This window comes from Streptomyces sp. NPDC053665 (genome assembly GCF_055585285.1).
In genome coordinates this window covers 164,688-183,902 of sequence record NZ_JBVJKK010000007.1, presented here as the reverse complement: position 1 = coordinate 183,902, position 19,215 = coordinate 164,688, and the positions used below count along the sequence as shown (strand labels likewise).

The 19,215-nt window shown below is 72.6% G+C and carries 17 protein-coding genes and 1 tRNA gene; 14 read left to right on the top strand and 4 right to left on the bottom strand.

From position 1 onward, the window contains the following. Nucleotides 1–76 precede the first annotated feature (76 nt). Nucleotides 77–2,941: a penicillin acylase family protein gene (locus ACZ6ZN_RS26620; protein WP_469650075.1), complete on the top strand. Its 2,865-nt coding sequence runs from the start codon at nt 77–79 to the stop codon at nt 2,939–2,941. Between the two features lie 59 nt (nt 2,942–3,000). On the opposite strand, the gene ACZ6ZN_RS26615 is transcribed toward ACZ6ZN_RS26620, so the two are convergent. Further along, a complete protein-coding gene (locus ACZ6ZN_RS26615) occupies nt 3,001–3,561 on the bottom strand; it encodes a 5-formyltetrahydrofolate cyclo-ligase (protein ID WP_469650072.1) in 561 nt (186 codons plus the stop codon). A gap of 156 nt (nt 3,562–3,717) precedes the next feature. On the opposite strand from ACZ6ZN_RS26615, the gene galU reads away from it, so the two are divergent. From galU to ACZ6ZN_RS26580, 7 genes are all read left to right on the top strand, one after another. Beyond that, a complete protein-coding gene (galU, locus tag ACZ6ZN_RS26610) occupies nt 3,718–4,620 on the top strand; it encodes a UTP--glucose-1-phosphate uridylyltransferase GalU (protein WP_398111041.1) in 903 nt (300 codons plus the stop codon). Nucleotides 4,621–4,624: 4 nt separating this feature from the next. Further along, nucleotides 4,625–5,965: a molybdotransferase-like divisome protein Glp gene (gene glp, locus ACZ6ZN_RS26605; RefSeq protein WP_469650070.1), complete on the top strand. Its 1,341-nt coding sequence runs from the start codon at nt 4,625–4,627 to the stop codon at nt 5,963–5,965. A gap of 81 nt (nt 5,966–6,046) precedes the next feature. Beyond that, complete coding sequence (moaC, locus tag ACZ6ZN_RS26600) at nt 6,047–6,556, top strand: cyclic pyranopterin monophosphate synthase MoaC (RefSeq protein ID WP_376326778.1); 510 nt, start codon at nt 6,047–6,049, stop codon at nt 6,554–6,556. Beyond that, complete coding sequence (locus tag ACZ6ZN_RS26595) at nt 6,553–7,089, top strand: MogA/MoaB family molybdenum cofactor biosynthesis protein (protein WP_451876716.1); 537 nt, start codon at nt 6,553–6,555, stop codon at nt 7,087–7,089. The genes moaC and ACZ6ZN_RS26595 overlap by 4 nt, the downstream gene beginning before the upstream one ends. Nucleotides 7,090–7,112: 23 nt before the next feature. Beyond that, on the top strand, nt 7,113–7,733 hold the full coding sequence (locus ACZ6ZN_RS26590) for a GNAT family N-acetyltransferase (protein WP_398111147.1): 621 nt from the start codon (nt 7,113–7,115) through the stop codon (nt 7,731–7,733). Between the two features lie 172 nt (nt 7,734–7,905). Beyond that, complete coding sequence (gene sepX / locus ACZ6ZN_RS26585) at nt 7,906–9,084, top strand: divisome protein SepX/GlpR (RefSeq protein WP_469650066.1); 1,179 nt, start codon at nt 7,906–7,908, stop codon at nt 9,082–9,084. A gap of 83 nt (nt 9,085–9,167) precedes the next feature. Beyond that, nucleotides 9,168–9,241: transfer RNA gene (locus ACZ6ZN_RS26580), tRNA-Ala, on the top strand. Between the two features lie 133 nt (nt 9,242–9,374). On the opposite strand, the gene ACZ6ZN_RS26575 is transcribed toward ACZ6ZN_RS26580, so the two are convergent. Next, the gene (locus tag ACZ6ZN_RS26575; RefSeq protein ID WP_398111045.1) at nt 9,375–9,863 is read right to left on the bottom strand and encodes a GNAT family N-acetyltransferase; all 489 of its coding nucleotides are present in this window, start codon (nt 9,861–9,863) and stop codon (nt 9,375–9,377) included. 60 nt (nt 9,864–9,923) lie between these two features. Between ACZ6ZN_RS26575 and ACZ6ZN_RS26570 the strand changes: the two genes are divergently transcribed. After that, nucleotides 9,924–10,727 (top strand): exodeoxyribonuclease III, encoded by an 804-nt coding sequence (locus tag ACZ6ZN_RS26570; protein WP_469650064.1) that lies wholly within the window; start codon nt 9,924–9,926, stop codon nt 10,725–10,727. A gap of 12 nt (nt 10,728–10,739) precedes the next feature. Here ACZ6ZN_RS26570 and ACZ6ZN_RS26565 read toward each other — a convergent pair whose 3' ends face one another. Beyond that, on the bottom strand, nt 10,740–11,363 hold the full coding sequence (locus ACZ6ZN_RS26565) for a MerR family transcriptional regulator (RefSeq protein WP_398111148.1): 624 nt from the start codon (nt 11,361–11,363) through the stop codon (nt 10,740–10,742). Nucleotides 11,364–11,517: 154 nt separating this feature from the next. On the opposite strand from ACZ6ZN_RS26565, the gene ACZ6ZN_RS26560 reads away from it, so the two are divergent. The 4 genes from ACZ6ZN_RS26560 to ACZ6ZN_RS26545 all read left to right on the top strand — a co-directional run bounded on the left by ACZ6ZN_RS26560 (nt 11,518) and on the right by ACZ6ZN_RS26545 (nt 15,122). Beyond that, a complete protein-coding gene (locus ACZ6ZN_RS26560; RefSeq protein WP_469650060.1) occupies nt 11,518–13,047 on the top strand; it encodes a flavin-containing monooxygenase in 1,530 nt (509 codons plus the stop codon). Next, nucleotides 13,044–13,967: an alpha/beta fold hydrolase gene (locus tag ACZ6ZN_RS26555; protein ID WP_469650057.1), complete on the top strand. Its 924-nt coding sequence runs from the start codon at nt 13,044–13,046 to the stop codon at nt 13,965–13,967. Before ACZ6ZN_RS26560 ends, ACZ6ZN_RS26555 begins: the two co-directional genes overlap by 4 nt. Beyond that, nucleotides 13,964–14,848 (top strand): SDR family oxidoreductase, encoded by an 885-nt coding sequence (locus ACZ6ZN_RS26550; RefSeq protein ID WP_398111049.1) that lies wholly within the window; start codon nt 13,964–13,966, stop codon nt 14,846–14,848. Before ACZ6ZN_RS26555 ends, ACZ6ZN_RS26550 begins: the two co-directional genes overlap by 4 nt. Nucleotides 14,849–14,924: 76 nt before the next feature. Then, complete coding sequence (locus tag ACZ6ZN_RS26545) at nt 14,925–15,122, top strand: hypothetical protein (protein ID WP_398111050.1); 198 nt, start codon at nt 14,925–14,927, stop codon at nt 15,120–15,122. A gap of 60 nt (nt 15,123–15,182) precedes the next feature. On the opposite strand, the gene ACZ6ZN_RS26540 is transcribed toward ACZ6ZN_RS26545, so the two are convergent. Beyond that, nucleotides 15,183–18,413 carry a S41 family peptidase gene (locus ACZ6ZN_RS26540; protein WP_469650054.1) on the bottom strand — a complete coding sequence of 1,077 codons (3,231 nt, stop codon included), beginning with the start codon at nt 18,411–18,413 and terminating at the stop codon, nt 15,183–15,185. 155 nt (nt 18,414–18,568) lie between these two features. Here ACZ6ZN_RS26540 and ACZ6ZN_RS26535 point away from each other — a divergent pair, with 155 nt between their 5' ends. Then, nucleotides 18,569–19,171: a TetR/AcrR family transcriptional regulator gene (locus ACZ6ZN_RS26535; RefSeq protein ID WP_451876723.1), complete on the top strand. Its 603-nt coding sequence runs from the start codon at nt 18,569–18,571 to the stop codon at nt 19,169–19,171. Nucleotides 19,172–19,215: the final 44 nt, after the last annotated feature.

Genomic DNA, 19,215 nt, shown 5'->3' with positions numbered 1-19,215 from the left:
GCGCCTATCGTTGCTCCAGCGCTCAGTTAAAAGCACAGCCGAACCTGCCGCTCGCGTTAGGACAGCAAGGACAGCGATGCCCACCGACACCACCGCCTCCACGGGTCAGCAGCCCGGCAAGTCCGGCAGGAGAAAGGGGCGCAAGGCCCGTCTCCTCGTGCTCGTCCTGGTGCTGGCCCTCCTCGGGGGCGTCGCCTTCGGCGCGTACTGGACCATCAGCACGGTCCGGGCCTCCTTCCCGCAGACCAAGGGCACCCTCACGCTCAAGGGCCTGTCGGGCCCGGTCGAGGTCAAACGGGACGGCTACGGCATCCCGCAGATCTACGCCTCCTCCGACGCCGACCTGTTCATGGCGCAGGGCTACGTCCAGGCGCAGGACCGGTTCTACGAGATGGACGTGCGCCGCCACATGGCCTCCGGCCGGCTCTCGGAGATGTTCGGCAAGAGCCAGGTCGACAACGACGAGTTCCTGCGCACCCTCGGCTGGGACCGCGTCGCCCGGCGCGAGTACGAGACCAAGCTGTCGGCGTCCACGAAGAAGTACCTCCAGGCCTACGCCGAGGGTGTCAACGCCTACCTCCAGGGCAAGGACGGCGAGGACATCTCCCTGGAGTACGCGGCGCTGGGCTTCACCAACGACTACAAGCCGCACAAGTGGAGCCCGGTCGACTCGATCTCCTGGCTGAAGGCGATGGCCTGGGACCTGCGCGGCAACATGCAGGACGAGATCGACCGCGCCCTGCTCACCAGCCGCCTGGGACCGAAGCAGATCGCCGACCTGTACCCGCAGTACCCGTACAGCCGGAACAAGGCGATCGTGCAGGAGGGCCAGGTCGACGCGCTGACGGGCACCTTCACCCAGGGCGACTCGTCCGGCACCGGCGGAACGGCCGGGAGCTCCGGGACCCCCGGCACCTCCGGGACGCCCGGCGCGAACGGGACCGGCGGCACCGGCTCGGGCACGTCGGGTGGTTCGGGCACTTCGGGCACGTCGGGCACCCCGGGTGGCTCCGCCGGGACGTCCGGCCCGTCCGGCACCTCGGGCGTGGAGAGCCAGCTCACCGGTCTCACCCGGGTGCTGGACGACCTGCCCCCGGCCGTCGGCGTGAACGGGGACGGCATCGGCTCCAACTCCTGGGTCGTGCGCGGGGACCACACCATCACCGGCAAGCCGCTACTGGCCAACGACCCGCACCTGTCGCCCTCGCTGCCCTCCGTCTGGTACCAGATGGGCCTGCACTGCCGCAGCGTCTCCAGCGCCTGCCAGTACGACGTCAGCGGCTACACCTTCGCCGGCATGCCCGGTGTGATCATCGGCCACAACCAGGACATCGCCTGGGGCATGACCAACTCCGGCGTCGACGTCACGGACCTCTACCTGGAGAAGATCACCGGCGACGGCTACCAGTACGACGGCAAGATCAAGCCATTCACCACGCGCGAGGAGACCATCAAGGTCGCCGGCGGGACGCCCAAGAAGATCGTCGTCCGCGAGACCAACAACGGGCCCCTGCTGTCCGACCGCGACGAGGAGCTCGTGACGGTCGGCCGCAAGGCCACCGTCGACACCGCCGCACCCGACCGGGGCGACGGCTACGGCGTCGCGCTGCGCTGGACCGCCCTGCAGCCGGGCCGGACCATGGACGCCGTCTTCGCCATGGGCAGGGCGAAGGACTGGACCGGCTTCCGCAAGGCCGCGGCCCTGTTCGAGGTCCCCTCGCAGAACCTGGTCTACGCCGACACCGAGGACAACATCGGCTACACCCTGCCCGGGAAGATCCCCACGCGCGCGAAGGACCACGACGGTTCCGTCCCCGCACCCGGCTGGGACCCCGACTACCGCTGGACCGGCTACCTCCCGCAGGACGCGCTGCCCTACGAGTACAACCCCGAGCGCGGCTACATCGTCACCGCCAACCAGGCCGTGATCGACGAGGACAAGTACCCCCACACCCTCACCACCGACTGGGGCTACGGCGCGCGCAGCCAGCGGATCACCGACCTGATCCAGTCGAAGATCAAGGACGGCGGCAAGGTCTCCACCGACGACATGCGGCAGATGCAGCTCGACAACAGCAGCGAGATCGCGCGGCTGCTGGTGCCCACGCTGCTGAAGATCGACCCGGAGAACAAGGACGTCCGCGAGGCGCAGAAGCTGCTGGAGGGCTGGGACTACACCCAGGACGCCGACTCGGCCGCCGCCGCGTACTTCAACGCCGTCTGGCGCAACGTCCTCAAGCTCGCCTTCGGCAACAAGCTGCCCAAGGAGCTGCGCGCCAAGGGCCAGTGCCTGTGGGTCAAGCCGGTCAACACCACCGGCCCCGCCGACGAGGCCGGGGAGGTCCGTGAGTGCGGCCGCCGCGACCCCGACCGGGCCCAGCCTGACGGCGGCGACCGGTGGTACGAGGTGGTCCGCACGCTGATGAGCCAGCCGGACAGCGACTGGTGGCGGACGCCCGAGGTGGGCACCCGCGACGGTGCCGTCAACCGCGACCAGCTGCTCAAGCGGGCCATGGTCGACGCCCGCTGGGAGCTGACCGCCAAGCTCGGCAAGGACATCGACTCCTGGAGCTGGGGCCGGCTGCACCGCCTGTTCCTGAAGAACCAGACCCTCGGCACGGCCGGGCCCGGCTTCGTCCGCCAGGCCCTCAACCGCGGTCCCTGGGAGCTCGGCGGCGGCGAGGCCACGGTCAACGCCACCGGCTGGAACGCCGCCGGCGGCTACGGGGTGGTGTGGGTGCCGTCCATGCGGATGGTGGTGAACCTCGGCGACCTCGACAAGTCCCGCTGGATCAACCTCACCGGCGCCTCCGGGCACGCCTACAGCGCCCACTACGTCGACCAGACGGACAAGTGGGCCGACGGCGAACTGCTGCCGTGGTCCTTCTCGGACCGGGCGGTGGACGGCAGCACGACCGACAAGCTCGTGCTCAAGCCCTGAGCGGCTGACACCGGCGGCACGGCGACGGCCCTCCACGCGTGCGTGGAGGGCCGTCGCCGTCAGGACGGCCGGCCGAACCGCCGTACCCCCGATGGTGTCACCGCCGCGTGCACCGGACGGTCGTGCGGCTCCTCCGGGACGTGCCCGACGACCTCGTCGTCGTACAGCAGCACCACCAGGGCGGGATGCGCACCTGCGCGCTCCAGCCGTGCCAGCACCCGGTCGTAGGAGCCTCCGCCGCGCCCCAGCCGCATCCCCCGGGCGTCGACCGCGAGCCCCGGCAGCAGGACGGCGTCCGCCCCCGTCACGGCGTCCGGTCCGAGGCGCTCGCCCGCCGGCTCGTACAGGGCCATCCGGCCGCCGTGCCGGACGCGCACCAGTGAGGCCTCGCCCTCGTACACGCCCCAGTCGAGGTCGTTGTCCGGCAGCAGCACCGGCAGCAGCACGCGCACGCCCCGGGCGCACAGAGCGTCGAGGAGCGTGAGCGTGCCCGGTTCACTCCCCACCGAGACGTACGCCGCGACCGTTCCGGCGTGGGCCAATTCCGGCAGCCCCAGCGCTCGCCCGGCCAGCGCGGCCGCCGTTTCCCGCAGGTCATCCGCTGTCAACCTGCTTCTCATCTGAATTAGTCCGCGCCTCAAGGTGCGCTTGCTAGCCTCGCCCGGACGTGCGAAGTGACTCAATAGTTGCTCCCTTACCGTCGCAATCAGCTCATATGAGTACCAATGCATCGGAGCAGCAGATTCCAGCACAATGCAGCGGCTAGGGTGTCGGACATGACACAGTCCCACCCTCGGATCAGCAAGGCTGTCATCCCCGCGGCAGGCCTCGGCACCCGGTTCCTGCCGGCCACCAAGGCCACCCCGAAGGAGATGCTGCCGGTCGTCGACAAGCCGGCGATCCAGTACGTGGTCGAGGAGGCCGTCGCGGCGGGTCTCGATGACGTCCTCATGGTGACGGGCCGCAACAAGCGCCCCCTCGAGGACCACTTCGACCGCAACTACGAGCTGGAATCGGCCCTGCTGAAGAAGGGTGACGAGAACCGCCTCGCCAAGGTCCAGGAGTCCAGCGACCTCGCGACGATGCACTACGTGCGCCAGGGCGACCCCAGGGGCCTCGGCCACGCCGTCCTGTGCGCCGCCCCGCACGTCGGCGACGAGCCCTTCGCCGTCCTCCTCGGCGACGACCTGATCGACCCCCGCGACCCCCTCCTCCAGCGCATGGTCGAGGTCCAGGAGCAGCGCGGCGGCAGCGTCGTCGCCCTCATGGAGGTCGCCCCGGAGCAGATCCACCTCTACGGCTGCGCGGCCGTGGAGACCACCGAGGACAGCGACGTCGTCAAGGTCGGCGGCCTGGTCGAGAAGCCCGACCCGGCCGACGCGCCCTCCAACTACGCGATCATCGGCCGCTACGTCCTGGACCCGAACATCTTCGAGGTCCTGCGCCGCACCGAGCCCGGCCGCGGCGGCGAGATCCAGCTGACCGACGCCCTCCAGCAGCTCGCCGAGGACGAGAAGATCGGCGGCCCGGTGCACGGCGTCGTCTTCAAGGGCCGCCGCTATGACACCGGCGACCGCGGCGACTACCTGCGTGCCATTGTCCGCCTCGCGTGCGAACGTGAAGACCTGGGCCCGGAGTTCCGGACCTGGCTTCGCAGTTACGTAGCCGAGGAGATGTAGCACGTTGAGCAGCGCCGCGCCCCGCGTCACCGGCCACGACCACGCCGGCTCCGGCCACCTGTGGTCGGTGGACGAGCACCTGGAGGACATCCTCGCCACCGTCCGGCCCCTGGAACCCATCGAGCTGCACCTGCTCGACGCCCAGGGCTGCGTCCTCGTCGAGGACGTCACGGTGCCCGTGTCGCTGCCGCCCTTCGACAACAGCTCGATGGACGGCTACGCGGTGCGGGTCGCGGACGTGGCGGGCGCGAGCGAGGAGTTCCCGGCCTCCCTGGAGGTCGTCGGGGACGTGGCCGCGGGCCAGGCCGACCCTCTCCACGTGGGGCCCGGCCAGGCCGCCCGCATCATGACCGGCGCCCCGCTGCCGCCCGGCGCCGAGACCGTCGTGCCCGTGGAGTGGACCGACGGCGGGCTCGGCGAGGGCCCGGTGCACGGCATGCGCGCCCGCAGCCTCGCCCCCGAGGGCGCCACCGGGCAGGTGCAGGTGCACCGTCCGGCCGGATCCCGCGCGCACGTGCGCGCGAAGGGCAGCGACGTGAAGGCCGGCGACCGCGCCCTCCAGGCGGGCACGATCCTCGGCCCGCCGCAGATCGCCCTGCTCGCCGCGATCGGCCGCGGCACCGTCCGCGTACGCCCCCGCCCGCGCGTGGTGGTGCTCTCCACCGGCAGCGAACTCGTCCAGCCCGACACGGAACTGCGCACGGGTCAGATCTACGACTCCAACAGCTTCGCCCTCACCGCGGCCGCCCGGGACGCCGGGGCCATCGCCTACCGCGTGGGCGCCGTCGCCGACGACGCCGAGACCCTGCGCTCCACCATCGAGGACCAGCTGGTCCGCGCCGACCTGGTGGTCACCACCGGCGGCGTCAGCGTCGGGGCCTACGACGTCGTCAAGGAGGCCCTGGCCCACGTCGGCGACGAGGACGAGCCCGGCAGCGGCGTGGAGTTCCGCAAGCTCGCCATGCAGCCCGGCAAGCCCCAGGGCTTCGGCTCCATCGGCCCCGACCACACCCCGCTGCTGGCCCTGCCCGGCAACCCGGTGTCCTCGTACGTCTCCTTCGAGCTGTTCGTCCGCCCGGCCATCCGCACCCTCATGGGCCTGGACGACGTGCACCGCCCCACGACCCGGGCCACGCTCGTCGCGGACAAGGCGCTGACCTCGCCGAAGGGCCGCCGGCAGTTCCTGCGCGCCACCTGCTCCGGCGGCCGCGTCACCCCCGTCGGCGGGGCCGGGTCCCACCTGGTCGCCGCCCTCGCCCACGCGGACGCCCTCATCGTCGTCCCCGAGGACACCGAGTCCGTCGAGCCGGGCACCGAGGTCGAGGTGGTCCTGCTCGGCCGATAGCCCCTGGTTGGGGGTACCGTGTCGCGCACAGCAGGCCCCGCGCCGCACCGCGCCGGGCCCGGACCGGGAGCGCCACACAGCATGAGCACGCAGGACCCACCCAGGCGGGACGGCCCCGCACAGGACCGGCTGACGCACATCGACGAGGCGGGCGCGGCCCGCATGGTCGACGTCTCGGACAAGGACGTCACCGCGCGCACCGCGCGCGCCAGCGGACGCGTCCTGGTCTCGCCCCGCGTGATCGAGCTGCTGCGCGGCGAGGGCGTCCCCAAGGGCGACGCCCTCGCGACCGCGCGGATCGCCGGGATCATGGGCGCCAAACGCACCCCCGACCTCATCCCGCTCTGCCACCCGTTGTCGGTGTCCGGTGTGAAACTGGACCTGTCGGTCGCGGACGACGCCGTGGAGATCCTGGCCACCGTGAAGACGACGGACCGCACGGGCGTCGAGATGGAGGCCCTCACCGCGGTCTCCGTCGCCGCGCTCACCGTGATCGACATGGTCAAGGCGGTCGACAAGGGAGCGGTCATCACGGACGTGCGGGTGGAGGAGAAGACGGGCGGCAAGTCGGGCGACTGGAGCCGGGCATGACACACGACGCGCCGACCGGTGACGCGCTGCCGGCCCCCTACCGCGCGCTGGTCGTCACCGCCTCGAACCGGGCCGCCGCCGGCGTCTACGAGGACAAGGGCGGTCCGCTCATCGCCGACGGCCTGAAGCGCTTCGGCTTCGCCGTCGACGGCCCCCAGGTCGTCCCCGACGGCGACCCTGTCGAGGCGGCCCTGCGCGCCGGGGTCGACGCCGGCTACGACGTGATCGTCACCACCGGCGGCACGGGTATCTCGCCCACCGACCGCACCCCCGAGGCGACCCGCCGGGTGATCGACCACGAGGTGCCCGGCATCGCCGAGGCCGTCCGGGCGTTCGGCCGCGAGAAGGTGCCGACCGCGGCCCTGTCCCGCGGTCTGGCCGGAGTGGCCGGGAGCACCCTGATCGTCAACCTGCCCGGATCCAGCGGCGGCGTGAAGGACGGCCTCACCGTCCTGGAGCCGCTGCTCGTCCACGCCGTCGAGCAGCTGCGCGGCGGCGACCACCCGAGACCCGGCAGTGGGGGTGCGAGCTGAACCGCCCATCCTGGCCCGCCGAACTGGTGGACGGCGACATCGTCCTCAGGCCCATAAAGCTGCGCGACCAGCGGGCGTGGCGCGACGTCAACCGGCGCAACCGCGACTGGCTGCGCCCCTGGGAGGCGACGATCCCGCCGCCCACGCCGGGCGGGCCCCTGACGCACCGGCCGACCTTCCGCCAGATGGTGCGCCACCTGCGGTCGGAGGCGAACGCGGGCCGGATGCTGCCCTTCGTGATCGAGTACCAGGGGCAGCTGGTCGGGCAGCTGACGGTCGCCGGGATCACCTGGGGCTCGATGTGCTCGGGGCACATCGGCTACTGGGTGGACGAGGCGGTGGCCGGGCGCGGCGTGATGCCCACGGCCGTCGCCCTCGTGACGGACCACTGTTTCCGCACGGTCGGACTGCACCGCATCGAGGTCTGCATTCGCCCGGAGAACGGGCCGAGCCGCCGGGTGGTGGAGAAACTCGGATTCCGCGAGGAGGGGCTGCGGCCGCGTTATCTGCACATCGACGGCGCCTGGCGCGACCATCTCGTCTTCGCGCTCACCGCGGAGGAAGTGCCGGACGGGCTGCTCAGGCGCTGGCACCGGGCGCGGGCGCAGAGTAATCCGGGAATGCGCCACCACCCCGGAAATTGAATACGTGTTCGAAATTGATCGCCGGATGACCGTCTCGCGGTCATGAATTCCCGGCCCGAGCGGTCTGCTGATCGCATCGGTCACAAGAAAAGTTCGAAATATCAGCCAGATCGTGCGACACACCGGCTCAATTGGCAGATGGCCTCACGCAAACCCCTCTACGGTGTGAGGCGTGAGCAGCAGCGGCCTCATCTACGCAGTCATTGTCGGGGCCTGGGCCGCCTACTTGGTGCCGATGTGGCTCCGTAGGCAGGACGAGCTGAACGAGGCCCGTCCGACGGAACGCTTCAGCACCGCCATCCGGCTCCTGTCCGGAAAGGCGGCCATGGAGCGCCGGTACGCCAAGGACCTGCGGGCGCGCTCCACCGAGGAGGGGGAGCAGGACGCCGGCGACCTGGACGCCGCCACCGAGTCGGTGGACGTCCGGGCCTTCGCCGTGTCCAAGACCCGCCCGCACACCCAGGTGCCCGTACCGTCGCCCGCCCCCGACCAGCCGGCCCACCCGGCACCGGACCCGGCCGGCCGCGACCGCACCCGCGACCGCGCGCCCGTCCCCGCCGCCCGGCGCCCCTCGCCGCAGGCCGAGGCGGCCGCAGCACGGGCCCGGCGCTCGAAGGTCCTCGCGCGCCGCCGGCGCACCACGATCATGCTCTTCCTCGCCTTCACCCTCGGCGCGATCGTCGCGGCCGTCGGCGGACTCGCGTTCCTGTGGGCTCCCGGCGTGCCCGCGGTCATGCTCAGCGTGTACATCGCCTACCTGCGCTCCCAGGAGCGCCGGCGGTTCGCCTACCAGATGGACCGCCGCATGGCCGAGGTCGCGGCCCAGCGGCTGCGCGAGCGGCAGCGCCAGCCCCGCAGGCGCCCGGCGGCCGACGAGGTGGCCGCCGAGCCGGAGGAGGGGCCCGAGCCGGTCTCCGACCCCGGGCTGTCCGCCCTCGCGGCCGACCGGCGCGCCCTCGTCGAGCAGACCGACCACGCCGAGTGGGTCGACCAGCAGCGCGAACGGCAGCGGCGGCCCGGCCAGGGCGGCGACAGCTGGGAGCCGGTGCCGGTGCCCCTGCCGACGTACGTGACCGCCCCGGTCGCCCCGCGGGCCACCAGCGACGTCGACCTCGGCGCCCCCGACACCTGGAGCTCGGCCCGCTCCAGCGCGGTCGCGCCGGACGCCGAGCACGAGAGCGCGCCCGCCGAGCCGGCCGCGGCGGACCCCCGCCCCCAGGAGCCGGCCGACGACGACGGGCGCAGCGACGCACGCCGCGCGGCCTCCGCCCGACGGGCCCGGGAGCGCGGACGCACGCCCCTGTTCGACCAGTACGAGGACGGTGAGCGCCCCCGGGCGGCCAACGAGTAGCCCCGCGAACCCGCAGGTGGCCGCCCCTTCGGAACGGATTTCCAAGCAGGCCGATCGGGGTGCTAAAGTTTCACTCGTTGCAAGGGCCTGTGGCGCAGTCCGGTAGCGCACCTCGTTCGCATCGAGGGGGCCAGGGGTTCAAATCCCCTCAGGTCCACGCAGCTCAGAGCCCGGTCGGGAAACCGACCGGGCTCTGACGTATGTTCAGGGCCCGCTCGGCCGAGCCGGTGGCCGGCGGCGGCCCGCGCCGGGTGACACGGGCCACAGCAGCCACATCTGCTGAGCGCCCGTCAGCCGCCCGCCCGCAGGTCCTTGGCGAAGCAGCGGCTCGCCTCGTGATGACGGTAGTAGCCGAACTTCCCGCAGGGCGCGTAGCCGCTGGACGTGTACAGGGCGATGGCCTCGGGCTGCTTGGTGCCGGTCTCCAGGACCATGCGCCGGCGGCCCGCCGCCCGGGCGTCCTCCTCCAGCGCGGCCAGGATGCGGCGGGCCAGGCCCCGGCCGCGCATCTGCTCGATCACGTACATCCGCTTGAGCTCGGCGTCGCCGTCGAGGTTGCCCTCGCCGTTGGCGTCCTGGGTGCGCCAGCCGCCCGAGGCGACCGGTGTGCCGTCCGCGTCGTAGGCGACCAGGTAGGTGCCGTTCGGCGGGTCGAAGTCGGCGGCGGCCATGGGGGTGGCGTCGCCGTCGTCCCCGTAGCGGACGGCGTACTCGGCCTGGACCTGGTCGCTGAGCTTCATGGCGTCGGGGTGGTCGAAGGAGACCCGGCGTATGTCCATGACGGATACGGTATGCGATCCGGAACTGGACGCAGTCCAGGGTGCCGGTATCGTGCCGGGGTGCTGACTGTGACCTCTGTGAATGTGAACGGGCTGCGGGCCGCCGCGAAGAAGGGCTTCGTGGAGTGGCTCGCCGGGACCGCGGCCGACGTGCTGTGCCTCCAGGAGGTGCGGGCCGAACCGGAGCAGCTGCCCGAACACGTCCGGGCGCCCGAGGGCTGGCACGTCGTGCACGCGCCGGCCGCCGCGAAGGGCCGTGCCGGGGTGTCCCTCTACAGCCGCCGCGAACCCGACCGCGTGCGGATCGGCTTCGGCTCCGCCGAGTTCGACGGCAGCGGCCGGTACGTGGAGGCGGACCTGCCGGGCGTCACCGTCGCCTCGCTGTACCTGCCCTCCGGCGAGGTCGGCACGGAGCGGCAGGACGAGAAGGAGCGCTTCATGGGCGAGTTCCTCGCCCACCTGAAGGAGCTGCGGCAGCGGGCCGCCGCCGAGGGGCGCGAGGTGCTGGTCTGCGGCGACTGGAACATCGCCCACGAGAGGGCCGACCTGAAGAACTGGCGCGGCAACCAGAAGTCCTCCGGCTTCCTGCCCGAGGAGCGCGCCTGGCTGACCAGGGTCTTCGACCCGGCGGACGGCGGCTACACCGACGTGGTCCGCGCCCTCCACCCGGACACGGAGGGCCCGTACTCGTGGTGGTCCTACCGGGGGCGGGCCTTCGATTCCGACACCGGTTGGCGCATCGACTACCACGTCTCCACCCCGGGGCTCGCCGAGCGGGCCGTCAAGGGGTTCGTCGAGCGCGCCGCCACGCACGCCGAGCGGTGGTCCGACCACGCCCCCGTGACCGTCGTCTACGACCGCTAGACCGGTCCGGCCTTAGGAGTCTCCCGCGCGCATCCGCCGGTCCAGTGCCAGGGACAGTTCCGCTTCCACCACGCTGCGGGCCAGGGGGCGCAGGCGGGGGAGGTCCTGGTGGGTCGCGTGGCGGAGGACCAGGGCCGTGAAGAGGTCGGCCAGGGCGTCGGTGTGGGTGCGGACCTCCTTGGCGGCGGCCAGGACCTCCGCGAGCGGGATGCCCTCGCGGACCAGGGCCGAGGAGACGTCCAGCAGGCGGCGGCTGATGTGCACGATCTCGCCGCCGTCGGTGCCGAGGTAGCCGAGGTCCATCGCGGCCGCGAGGTTCTCGGGGGTGGCCTCGCCGGCGAAGTGGTCGGCGAGTTCCTCGGGGGTGAGGTGGACCGGTTCCTCCTCGGTGGGCGGGCCGACGCCGAGGAGGTCGCCGACGTCCCGGCCGTGGTCGAAGGCCTCGGCCAGTTCGGCGATGCCGCTGAGGGTGTGGCCGCGCTCCAGCAGGGCGGTGATGGTGCGCAGCCGGGCCAGGTGGTCGTCGTCGTACCAGGCGATGCGGCCCTCGCGGCGTGGTGGCGGGATCAGCTTGCGTTCGCGGTAGAAGCGCAGGGTGCGCACCGTGATCCCGGCGAGGCGGGCCAGCTCTTCCATGCGGTATTCACGCTTCTCGGCCACCTGGGCACCTTAAGGCGTACCGCCGGTAACTTCCTCGTCCTGCCCCCTACCCATCGGTACGTTCCTGTCCTACGCTCCCATTGCGCCAGTGTTCACTGGCATGGTTCTCGTGGTGTGTGGAGGTGTCGGCATGGGCGAGCGCGAACGCGAGCACGTACGGGTCGCGGTGATCGGATCCGGGTTCGGCGGGCTGGGGGCCGCCGTGCGGCTGCGCCGGGAGGGGATCACCGACTTCGTCGTGCTGGAGCGGGCGAGCAGCGTCGGCGGCACCTGGCGGGACAACAGCTACCCGGGCTGCGCCTGCGACGTGCCCTCGCACCTGTACTCGTTCTCCTTCGCGCCCAACCCCGACTGGCCGCGCACCTTCTCCGGCCAGGAGCACATCCGCGCCTATCTGGAGCACGTGGCGGACACCTTCCGGCTGCGGCCGCACATCCGCTTCGACTCGGAGGTGAAGCGGATGGCCTGGGACGGCGAGCGGCTGTGCTGGGACATCGACACGAGCAGCGGGAGCCTGTCCGCCGACCTGGTCGTGTCGGCCACCGGGCCGCTGTCGGACCCGAAGGTCCCGGACGTCCCGGGCCTGGAGTCCTTCCCCGGCAAGGTGTTCCACTCCGCCCGCTGGGACCACGACTACGACCTGCGCGGCAAGCGCGTCGCCATGGTGGGCACCGGCGCCTCGGCCATCCAGATCGTGCCGTCGATCCAGCCGGAGGTCTCCCGGCTCACCCTCTTCCAGCGCACCCCGCCGTGGGTGATGCCCCGGATGGACCGGGCCGTCAGCGGCGCCGAGCGGTGGCTGCACCGGCAGCTGCCCTTCACCTCGCAGCTGCGCCGCGGACTGCTGTGGGGGATCAGGGAGCTGCAGGTGCAGGCGTTCACCAAGCGCCCGAACGAGCTGGGCTTCGTCGAGCAGCTCGCCAAGCGGAACATGGCCCGGGCGATCAAGGACCCGGCGCTGCGGGCGAAGCTCACGCCGGACTACCGCATCGGCTGCAAGCGGATCCTGCTGTCCAGCGCGTACTACCCGGCCCTCGCGCGGCCCAATGTGGACGTCGTGGCGAGCGGTCTGGCCGAGGTGCGCGGCTCCACCCTGGTCGCCGCCGACGGCAGTGAGGCCGAGGTGGACGCGATCGTCTTCGGCACCGGCTTCCACGTCACCGACATGCCCATCGCCGACCGGGTCGTGGGCGCCGACGGGCGGACGCTGGCCGAGACGTGGCAGGGCGGCATGGAGGCCCTGCGCGGCGCCTCGGCGGCCGGCTTCCCGAACTGGATGACGATCATCGGGCCCAACACGGGCCTGGGGAACTCCTCGATGATCCTGATGATCGAGTCCCAGCTGAACTACCTGGCCGACTTCGTGCGCCAGCTGGACGTGCTGGGCGGCCGGGTCGCCCTCGACGCGCGGCCCGAGGCCGTGCGGGGGTGGAACCACCGCGTGCAGGAGCGCATGAAGCGGACGGTGTGGAACACCGGCGGCTGCACCAGCTGGTACCTCGACGCGAGCGGCCGCAACACCACCATCTGGCCCGGGACGACGGCCGAGTTCCGGCGTGCGACGCGGCGCGTGGACCTCGCCGAGTACGACGTGCTGCGGCCGCCCGCGGCCGGCCGGGGCGAGAAGCGCGACGCGACGAAGGCGGGGGTGGACGCGTGAGCCGTCTCCTCCATGTCGACTCCGGGCCCTACGCCCCGCCCGCCCCGGCGCGTGAGCTGACCGCCGTCTCCGCCGACGGCGCCCGGCTGCACGTGGAGGTCCACGGGCCCGAGGGCGCCCCGGCGGTGGTCCTCGCCCACGGCTGGACCTGCTCCACGGCCTTCTGGGCGGCGCAGATCCGCGACCTGGCCGTCGACCACCGGGTCATCGCCTACGACCAGCGCGGCCACGGCCGCAGCCCCGCGAGCCGGGCGTGCAGCACCGACGCGCTCGCCGACGACCTGGAAGCCGTCCTCGAAGCCACTCTGGCGCCCGGGGAGCAGGCCGTGATCGCGGGGCACTCCATGGGCGGCATGACCGTCATGGCGGCCGCCGCCCGGGCCGGCTTCCGCGCCCACGCGGCCGCCGTCCTGCTGTGCAGCACGGGCAGTTCGCAGTTGGTGGCGGCCTCCACCGTCGTGCCCCTGCGGCCCGGGCGGCTGCGCACCTGGCTGACCCGGCGGATCCTCGGCTCGCGTGCCCCGCTCGGGCCGGTGACGCCCCTGGCCCGCCGGATCCTCAAGTACGGGACGATGGGGCCGGCTTCGGCGCCGCACATGGTCGAGGCGTGCGCCCGTATCGTGCACGCCTGCCCCCGCACGGTCCGCCACACCTGGTCGCAGGTGCTCGACCTGCTCGATCTCGACCACGGCGTGCGGGAGTTGCGGGTGCCGGCGGCGGTCGTCGTCGGGACGGCGGACCGGCTGACGCCGCCGTCGCAGGCCAGGGCGCTGTGCGAGGCGCTGCCGGTGTGCACCGGGATCACCGAACTGCCCGGCATCGGCCACATGGCGCCCATGGAGGCGCCCGAGCAGGTCACCGGGGCGATACGCGAGCTCGTCACCACCCACATCCAGGTCGAATCCGAGGAGAGCGCATGAGCAGGGTCAGCCTCGAGGGCAAGGTCGCCGTGGTGACCGGAGCGGCGCGCGGCGTGGGGGAGTTGCTCGCCCGCAAGCTCTCCGCGCGGGGCGTGAAGGTCGCCCTGGTCGGGCTGGAGCCGGACGCGCTCAAGCAGGTCTCGGCGCGGCTGCACAGCGACAGCGACCACTGGCACGCCGACGTCACCGACCACGAGGAGATGGCGCGGGTCGCCGCGGCGGTCAAGGAGCGCTTCGGCCGGGTGGACATCGTCGTGGCCAACGCCGGTGTGGCGACCGGCGGTCCGTTCGCCGACTCCGACCCGGAGTCGTGGCGGCGGGTGATCGAGGTGAACCTGATCGGCTCGGCGGTGACCGCACGGGCCTTCCTGCCCGCGCTGCTGGAGAGCCGGGGCTATCTGCTGCAGATCGCGTCCCTGGCCGCCATCACCCCGGCGCCGATGATGACCGCGTACTGCGCGTCCAAGTCGGGCGTGGAGGCGTACGCGCACAGTCTGCGGGCCGAGGTCGGGTACCGGGGCGTGGGGGTCGGTGTCGGGTATCTGTCGTGGACGGACACGGACATGGTGCGCGGGGCCGACCAGGACGACGTGATGCGGGAGTTGAGGCAGCGGCTGCCCTGGCCGTCCAACAAGACCTATCCGCTCGGTCCGGCGGTGGACCGGCTGGTGGCGGGGATCGAGCGCCGGTCGGGCCACGTCTACGGGCAGTGGTGGCTGCGGGGGATGCAGGGGGTGCGCGGCTACCTGCCGGCGGTCATCGGGACGGTGGGGCAGCGGGAGATGCGGCGCTTCGCCGACCGGCTGACGGGCATGCGCACGGGCCTGGTGGGGGCCGGTGGCGCGGCCGACGAGCAGCGGCGGACCACGCTCCGTGAGTGATCGACATGCGCAGCGTCACGGCCCGTGTGAATCTGATCGAGCCAGATCCCCTCACCCCCAACGGGAGTGAACCCACATGGGTATGAAGGACCAGTTCCAGGAGAAGTCCGAGCAGTGGCAGAACCAGGCCCGTCAGAAGGCGGACCAGGCTCGCGAGCAGATGCAGGGCCGCGGCCGTCGGCGTGACGAGGACATGGACCCCTCGCAGCCGCAGCGCGACCGTGAGCGTGAGCGCGAGCAGGAGGACCGCTTCGACCAGGACTTCGACGCCTGACGTTGCGTGCTGAGCGGACTGGGGCGCCCCTGTGCGGGGCGCCCCTTTCCCGTGCCGGTGTCAGGAGCGGGGCGGCAGCTTCGGGCGGGAGCGGTCGGGCACGTCGCGGTACGTCGGCGGGGTCGCGGGCGGGTCGGTCTCCAGCAGGCGCAGGGCGAGTTCGACGGCGTCGGTGAGCTGGGCGTGCCGTCCCTCGGCCCAGTCCAGCGGGGTGCGCAGGACGTCGATGTCGGGGGCGACGCCCTTGTTCTCCACGGACCAGCCGTAGGCGTCGAACCAGGCCGCGTTCATCGGCACGGTGATCACGGTGCCGTCGCCCAGGACGTGCCGGCCGGTCATGCCGACCACTCCGCCCCAGGTGCGCTGGCCCACCACGGGTCCCAGCCCGAGCAGCTTGAACGCGGCGGTGATCATGTCGCCGTCGGAGGAGGTCGCCTCGTCGGCCAGGGCCACCACCGGGCCGCGGGGCGCGTTGGAGGTGTACGACACGGGCTGGGCGTCCCGGGTCAGGTCCCAGCCCAGGATGGTCCGGCTCAGCGTCTCGACGACCAGCTCGCTGATGTGGCCGCCGGCGTTGCCGCGCACGTCCACGATCAGGGCGGGCCGGGACACCTCCATGCGCAGGTCGCGGTTGAACTGCGCCCAGCCGGAGCCGCCCATGTCGGGGATGTGCAGGTAGCCGCAGCGGCCGCCGCTCAACTCGCGGACGACCTCACGGCGTTTGGCGACCCAGTCCTGGTAGCGCAGCGGCCGTTCGTCGGTCAGCGGGACCACGGCGACGCGGCGGGGCGCTCCCGTGCCCCCGGCGGGGGTGAAGGTCAGTTCCACGGTCGTCCCGCCGGCTCCGGCCAGCAGCGGGTAGGGGCCGGTGCCGGGGTCCACCGGGCGGCCGTCGACGTGGGTGAGGACCGCGCCCTCGCGGATGCCCGTGCCGGCCAGCGGGGAGCGGGCCTTGGAGTCGGAGGAGTCGCCGGGCAGGATCCGCTTGACGGTCCAGCCGCCGTCGCGGCACACGAGGTTCGCGCCCAGCAGGCCCTGGCGGCGCTGGTAGTGCGGCGGGCCCTCGTTGCGCCGGGCGGCCGTCACGTAGGCGTGGGACGTGCCGAGTTCGCCCAGCACCTCGCGCAGCAGGTCCGCGAACTCGTCCGGGGACGCGACCCGTTCGACCAGCGGGCGGTACTGGTCCAGCACCCCGTCCCAGTCGATGCCGCACATGCCGGGGTCCCAGAAGTAGGCCCGGATCAGCCGTCCGGCCTCCTCGTACGCCTGCCGCCATTCCGCCCCGGGGTCGACGGTGTGCAGGATGCGGCGTGCGTCGATCCACACCGTCGAGTCGGAGTCGCCCGGTTCGTGGGACGGGACGGCGCGCAGTTCGCCCTCGTCGACGATCACCAGCCGGGTGCCGTCGCCGCTGACGGCGAACCCGTCCAGGTGCTGGGCGAGTTCGGACCTGCGGCCCTTGGTGAGGGTGAAGTGCTCCAGGGTGGGCCGGCCGGTGGTGTCGTCCGGGTTGGCGAAGGTCTCGCCGAGCGCGCCGGAGATCGGCCAGCGCAGCCACACCAGGCCGCCGCCCGCCACCGGGTGCAGCGCCGAGTACTTGGAGGCGGCCACCGGGAAGGGGGTGACCCGGCTCTCCAGGCCCTCGACCTCCACGGTCACGGCCCCGTTCTCGCCGTTGCCGTCGTCCTCGACGGGGTCCAGGCCCCCGGCGGCCGGGCGTCCCTCGGGGTTCACCGCGAACGGGGAGGGCGTCGCGGAGGACAGCGGCACCAGGTAGGGGCGGCAGCCCAGGGGGAAGGACAGGTCGCCGGTGTGCACGTCGTAGACGGGGTCGAAGCCGCGCCAGGAGAGGAACGCGAGGTAGCGGCCGTCGCGGGTGAAGACCGGGTTCTCGTCCTCGAAGCGGCCGTTGGTGACGTCGGTGACGAACCCGTCGGCGATCCTGGCGAGTCTGATCTGCCGCAGGGTCCGGCCGATGCCCGGGTGCGACCAGGTCAGCCACGCGCCGTCCGGGGAGAACGCCAGGTCGCGCACGGGGCCGTTGTCCGACCTGGTCAGCTCGGTGACCTCGCCGGCGGCGTCCTCGCCCACGTCCACCAGCAGCAGCCGGCCGTCGTGCGCGGCGACCGCGAGCCGCTCGCCCTCGGGGTCCGCGACCAGTTCCCGTACCCGCCCCAGCGCGCCCTGCGCCAGCCGCCTGGGGGTCCGGGCGCCGCTGGCCCGGGGCAGGAAGGCGATCTCGACGGCGTCCTCGCCGCCGGCGTCGGTCACGTACGCCACCCGGCCGCTGCCGCCGAGCATCTCCGGCAGCCGCACCCGCACGCCGGGGGTGTCGGCGAGGGCGCGGGCGGGGCCGTCGCGGTGGGTGAGCCAGTACAGGCTGCCGCGTACGACGACCGCGCAGGCGCGCCCGGTCTCGTCGACCGCGATCCCGTCGAGGTGCTGGGAGGCCGCCACCTGGTAGGGGCGCCGCCCGGCGCGCGGTCCGCCCAGCCGGACGTCCAGCCGGCGCGGCACGGCGTCCGGCGCCAGATCGTCCACCAGCCACAGGTCGCCCGCGCACTGGTACACCACGCGGGTGCCGTCGCTGGACGCGTGGCGGGCGTAAAAGGAGTCGTGGTCGGTGTGGCGGCGCAGGTCGGAGCCGTCGTGGGCGCAGGAGTAGAGGTTGCCGACGCCCTCGTGGTCGGAGAGGAAGGCGATCCGGCCGCCGACGAGCATGGGGGAGTGCAGATGGCCGTCGAGGCCGTCGAGGAGCCGCTCGCCGTGCAGCCACAGGCGGCCCGTCGCCCCGCCGCGGTAGCGCTTCCACGAGGCCGGTTCGTGCGGCGGGGTGCCGGTGAGCAGCAGCGACCTGCGCTCCCCGGCGAGGTCGGCGACCTGGATGTCGGAGACCGGGCCCCAGGGCAGTTTGCGACCCGGGTCGCCCTCGGGGGAGAGCTTGTAGGCCCAGGTGAAGAACGAGAAGGGCTCGCCGTGCGAGGCCACGGCCAGGATGTCGCCGTCCGGGGTCCAGCCGCAGACCCGGGTGTCGGCGCTGCCCCAGTGGCTGACCTGCCGGGCCGGGCCGCCGTCCACCGGGGCGAGGTGGACCTCGGGTACCAGCGTGCGCCAGCTCGTGAACGCGAGGTGGCGGCCGTCGGGCGAGAAGCGCGGGTGGCCCACCTTGGTGCGGTCCACGGTGAGCCGCCGGGCGCGCCCGGAGCCGTCGAGGGGGGCGAGCCAGAGGTCGTCCTCGGCCACGAAGCAGAGCACGTCGTCATGGAGGTGCGGCAGACGCAGATAGGTCACTCGACCATGCTTTGCCCGGGTATGGCGACCAGCAAGTCGTGACAAGTACGGCACCGTGACGCAGGACACGTACGAAACGGTTTCGTTTTCTTAAGCCCTGGGGTACCTTCGTGGTGTACGAAACCGTGTCGTTCCGGAGCAGGAAGGTGGGCACGATGGCCGAGGTCGCCGCGGCGCGACGCAGCCGGATCACCCCCGAGCGCGAGGCCGAGCTGTACACGGCCGTGCTCGACCTGCTCCGCGAGGTCGGTTACGACGCCCTCACCATGGACGCCGTGGCCGCCCGCACCCGGTCCAGCAAGGCCACGCTCTACCGCCAGTGGGGCGGCAAGCCGGAGCTGGTGGCGAAGGCGATCCGGCACAACAAGCCGGGCGGCACCGCCGACGTCGACACCGGATCCCTGCGGGGCGACCTGCACGCCCTCACCGCACGGGAGGACGACTGCGCCATGCAGCAGAACGCCGCGCTGATGCGGGGCCTGTTCATGGCGGTGCACGGCAACCCGGATCTCCTCCAGGCGTTCAAGGAACTGCTCATCGAACCCGAGATGGAGGAGTTCCACCGGGTGGTGCAGCGGGCCGTCGACCGCGGCGAGATCCAGGCCGGCCGCCCGGCGCTGGACTACATCGTGCACATGCTGGTGGGCGCGTTCGCCACCCGCACGCTGATCGACGACCAGCCGCCCACCCAGGCCTTCCTCATCGCGTACATCGACGCCGTGGTCCTCCCCGCCCTCGGCGTCCCCACCACCGACTAGTCCCCAGCTAGCCCTCCACCTGACGTCCACCGCTCACGTCGTCG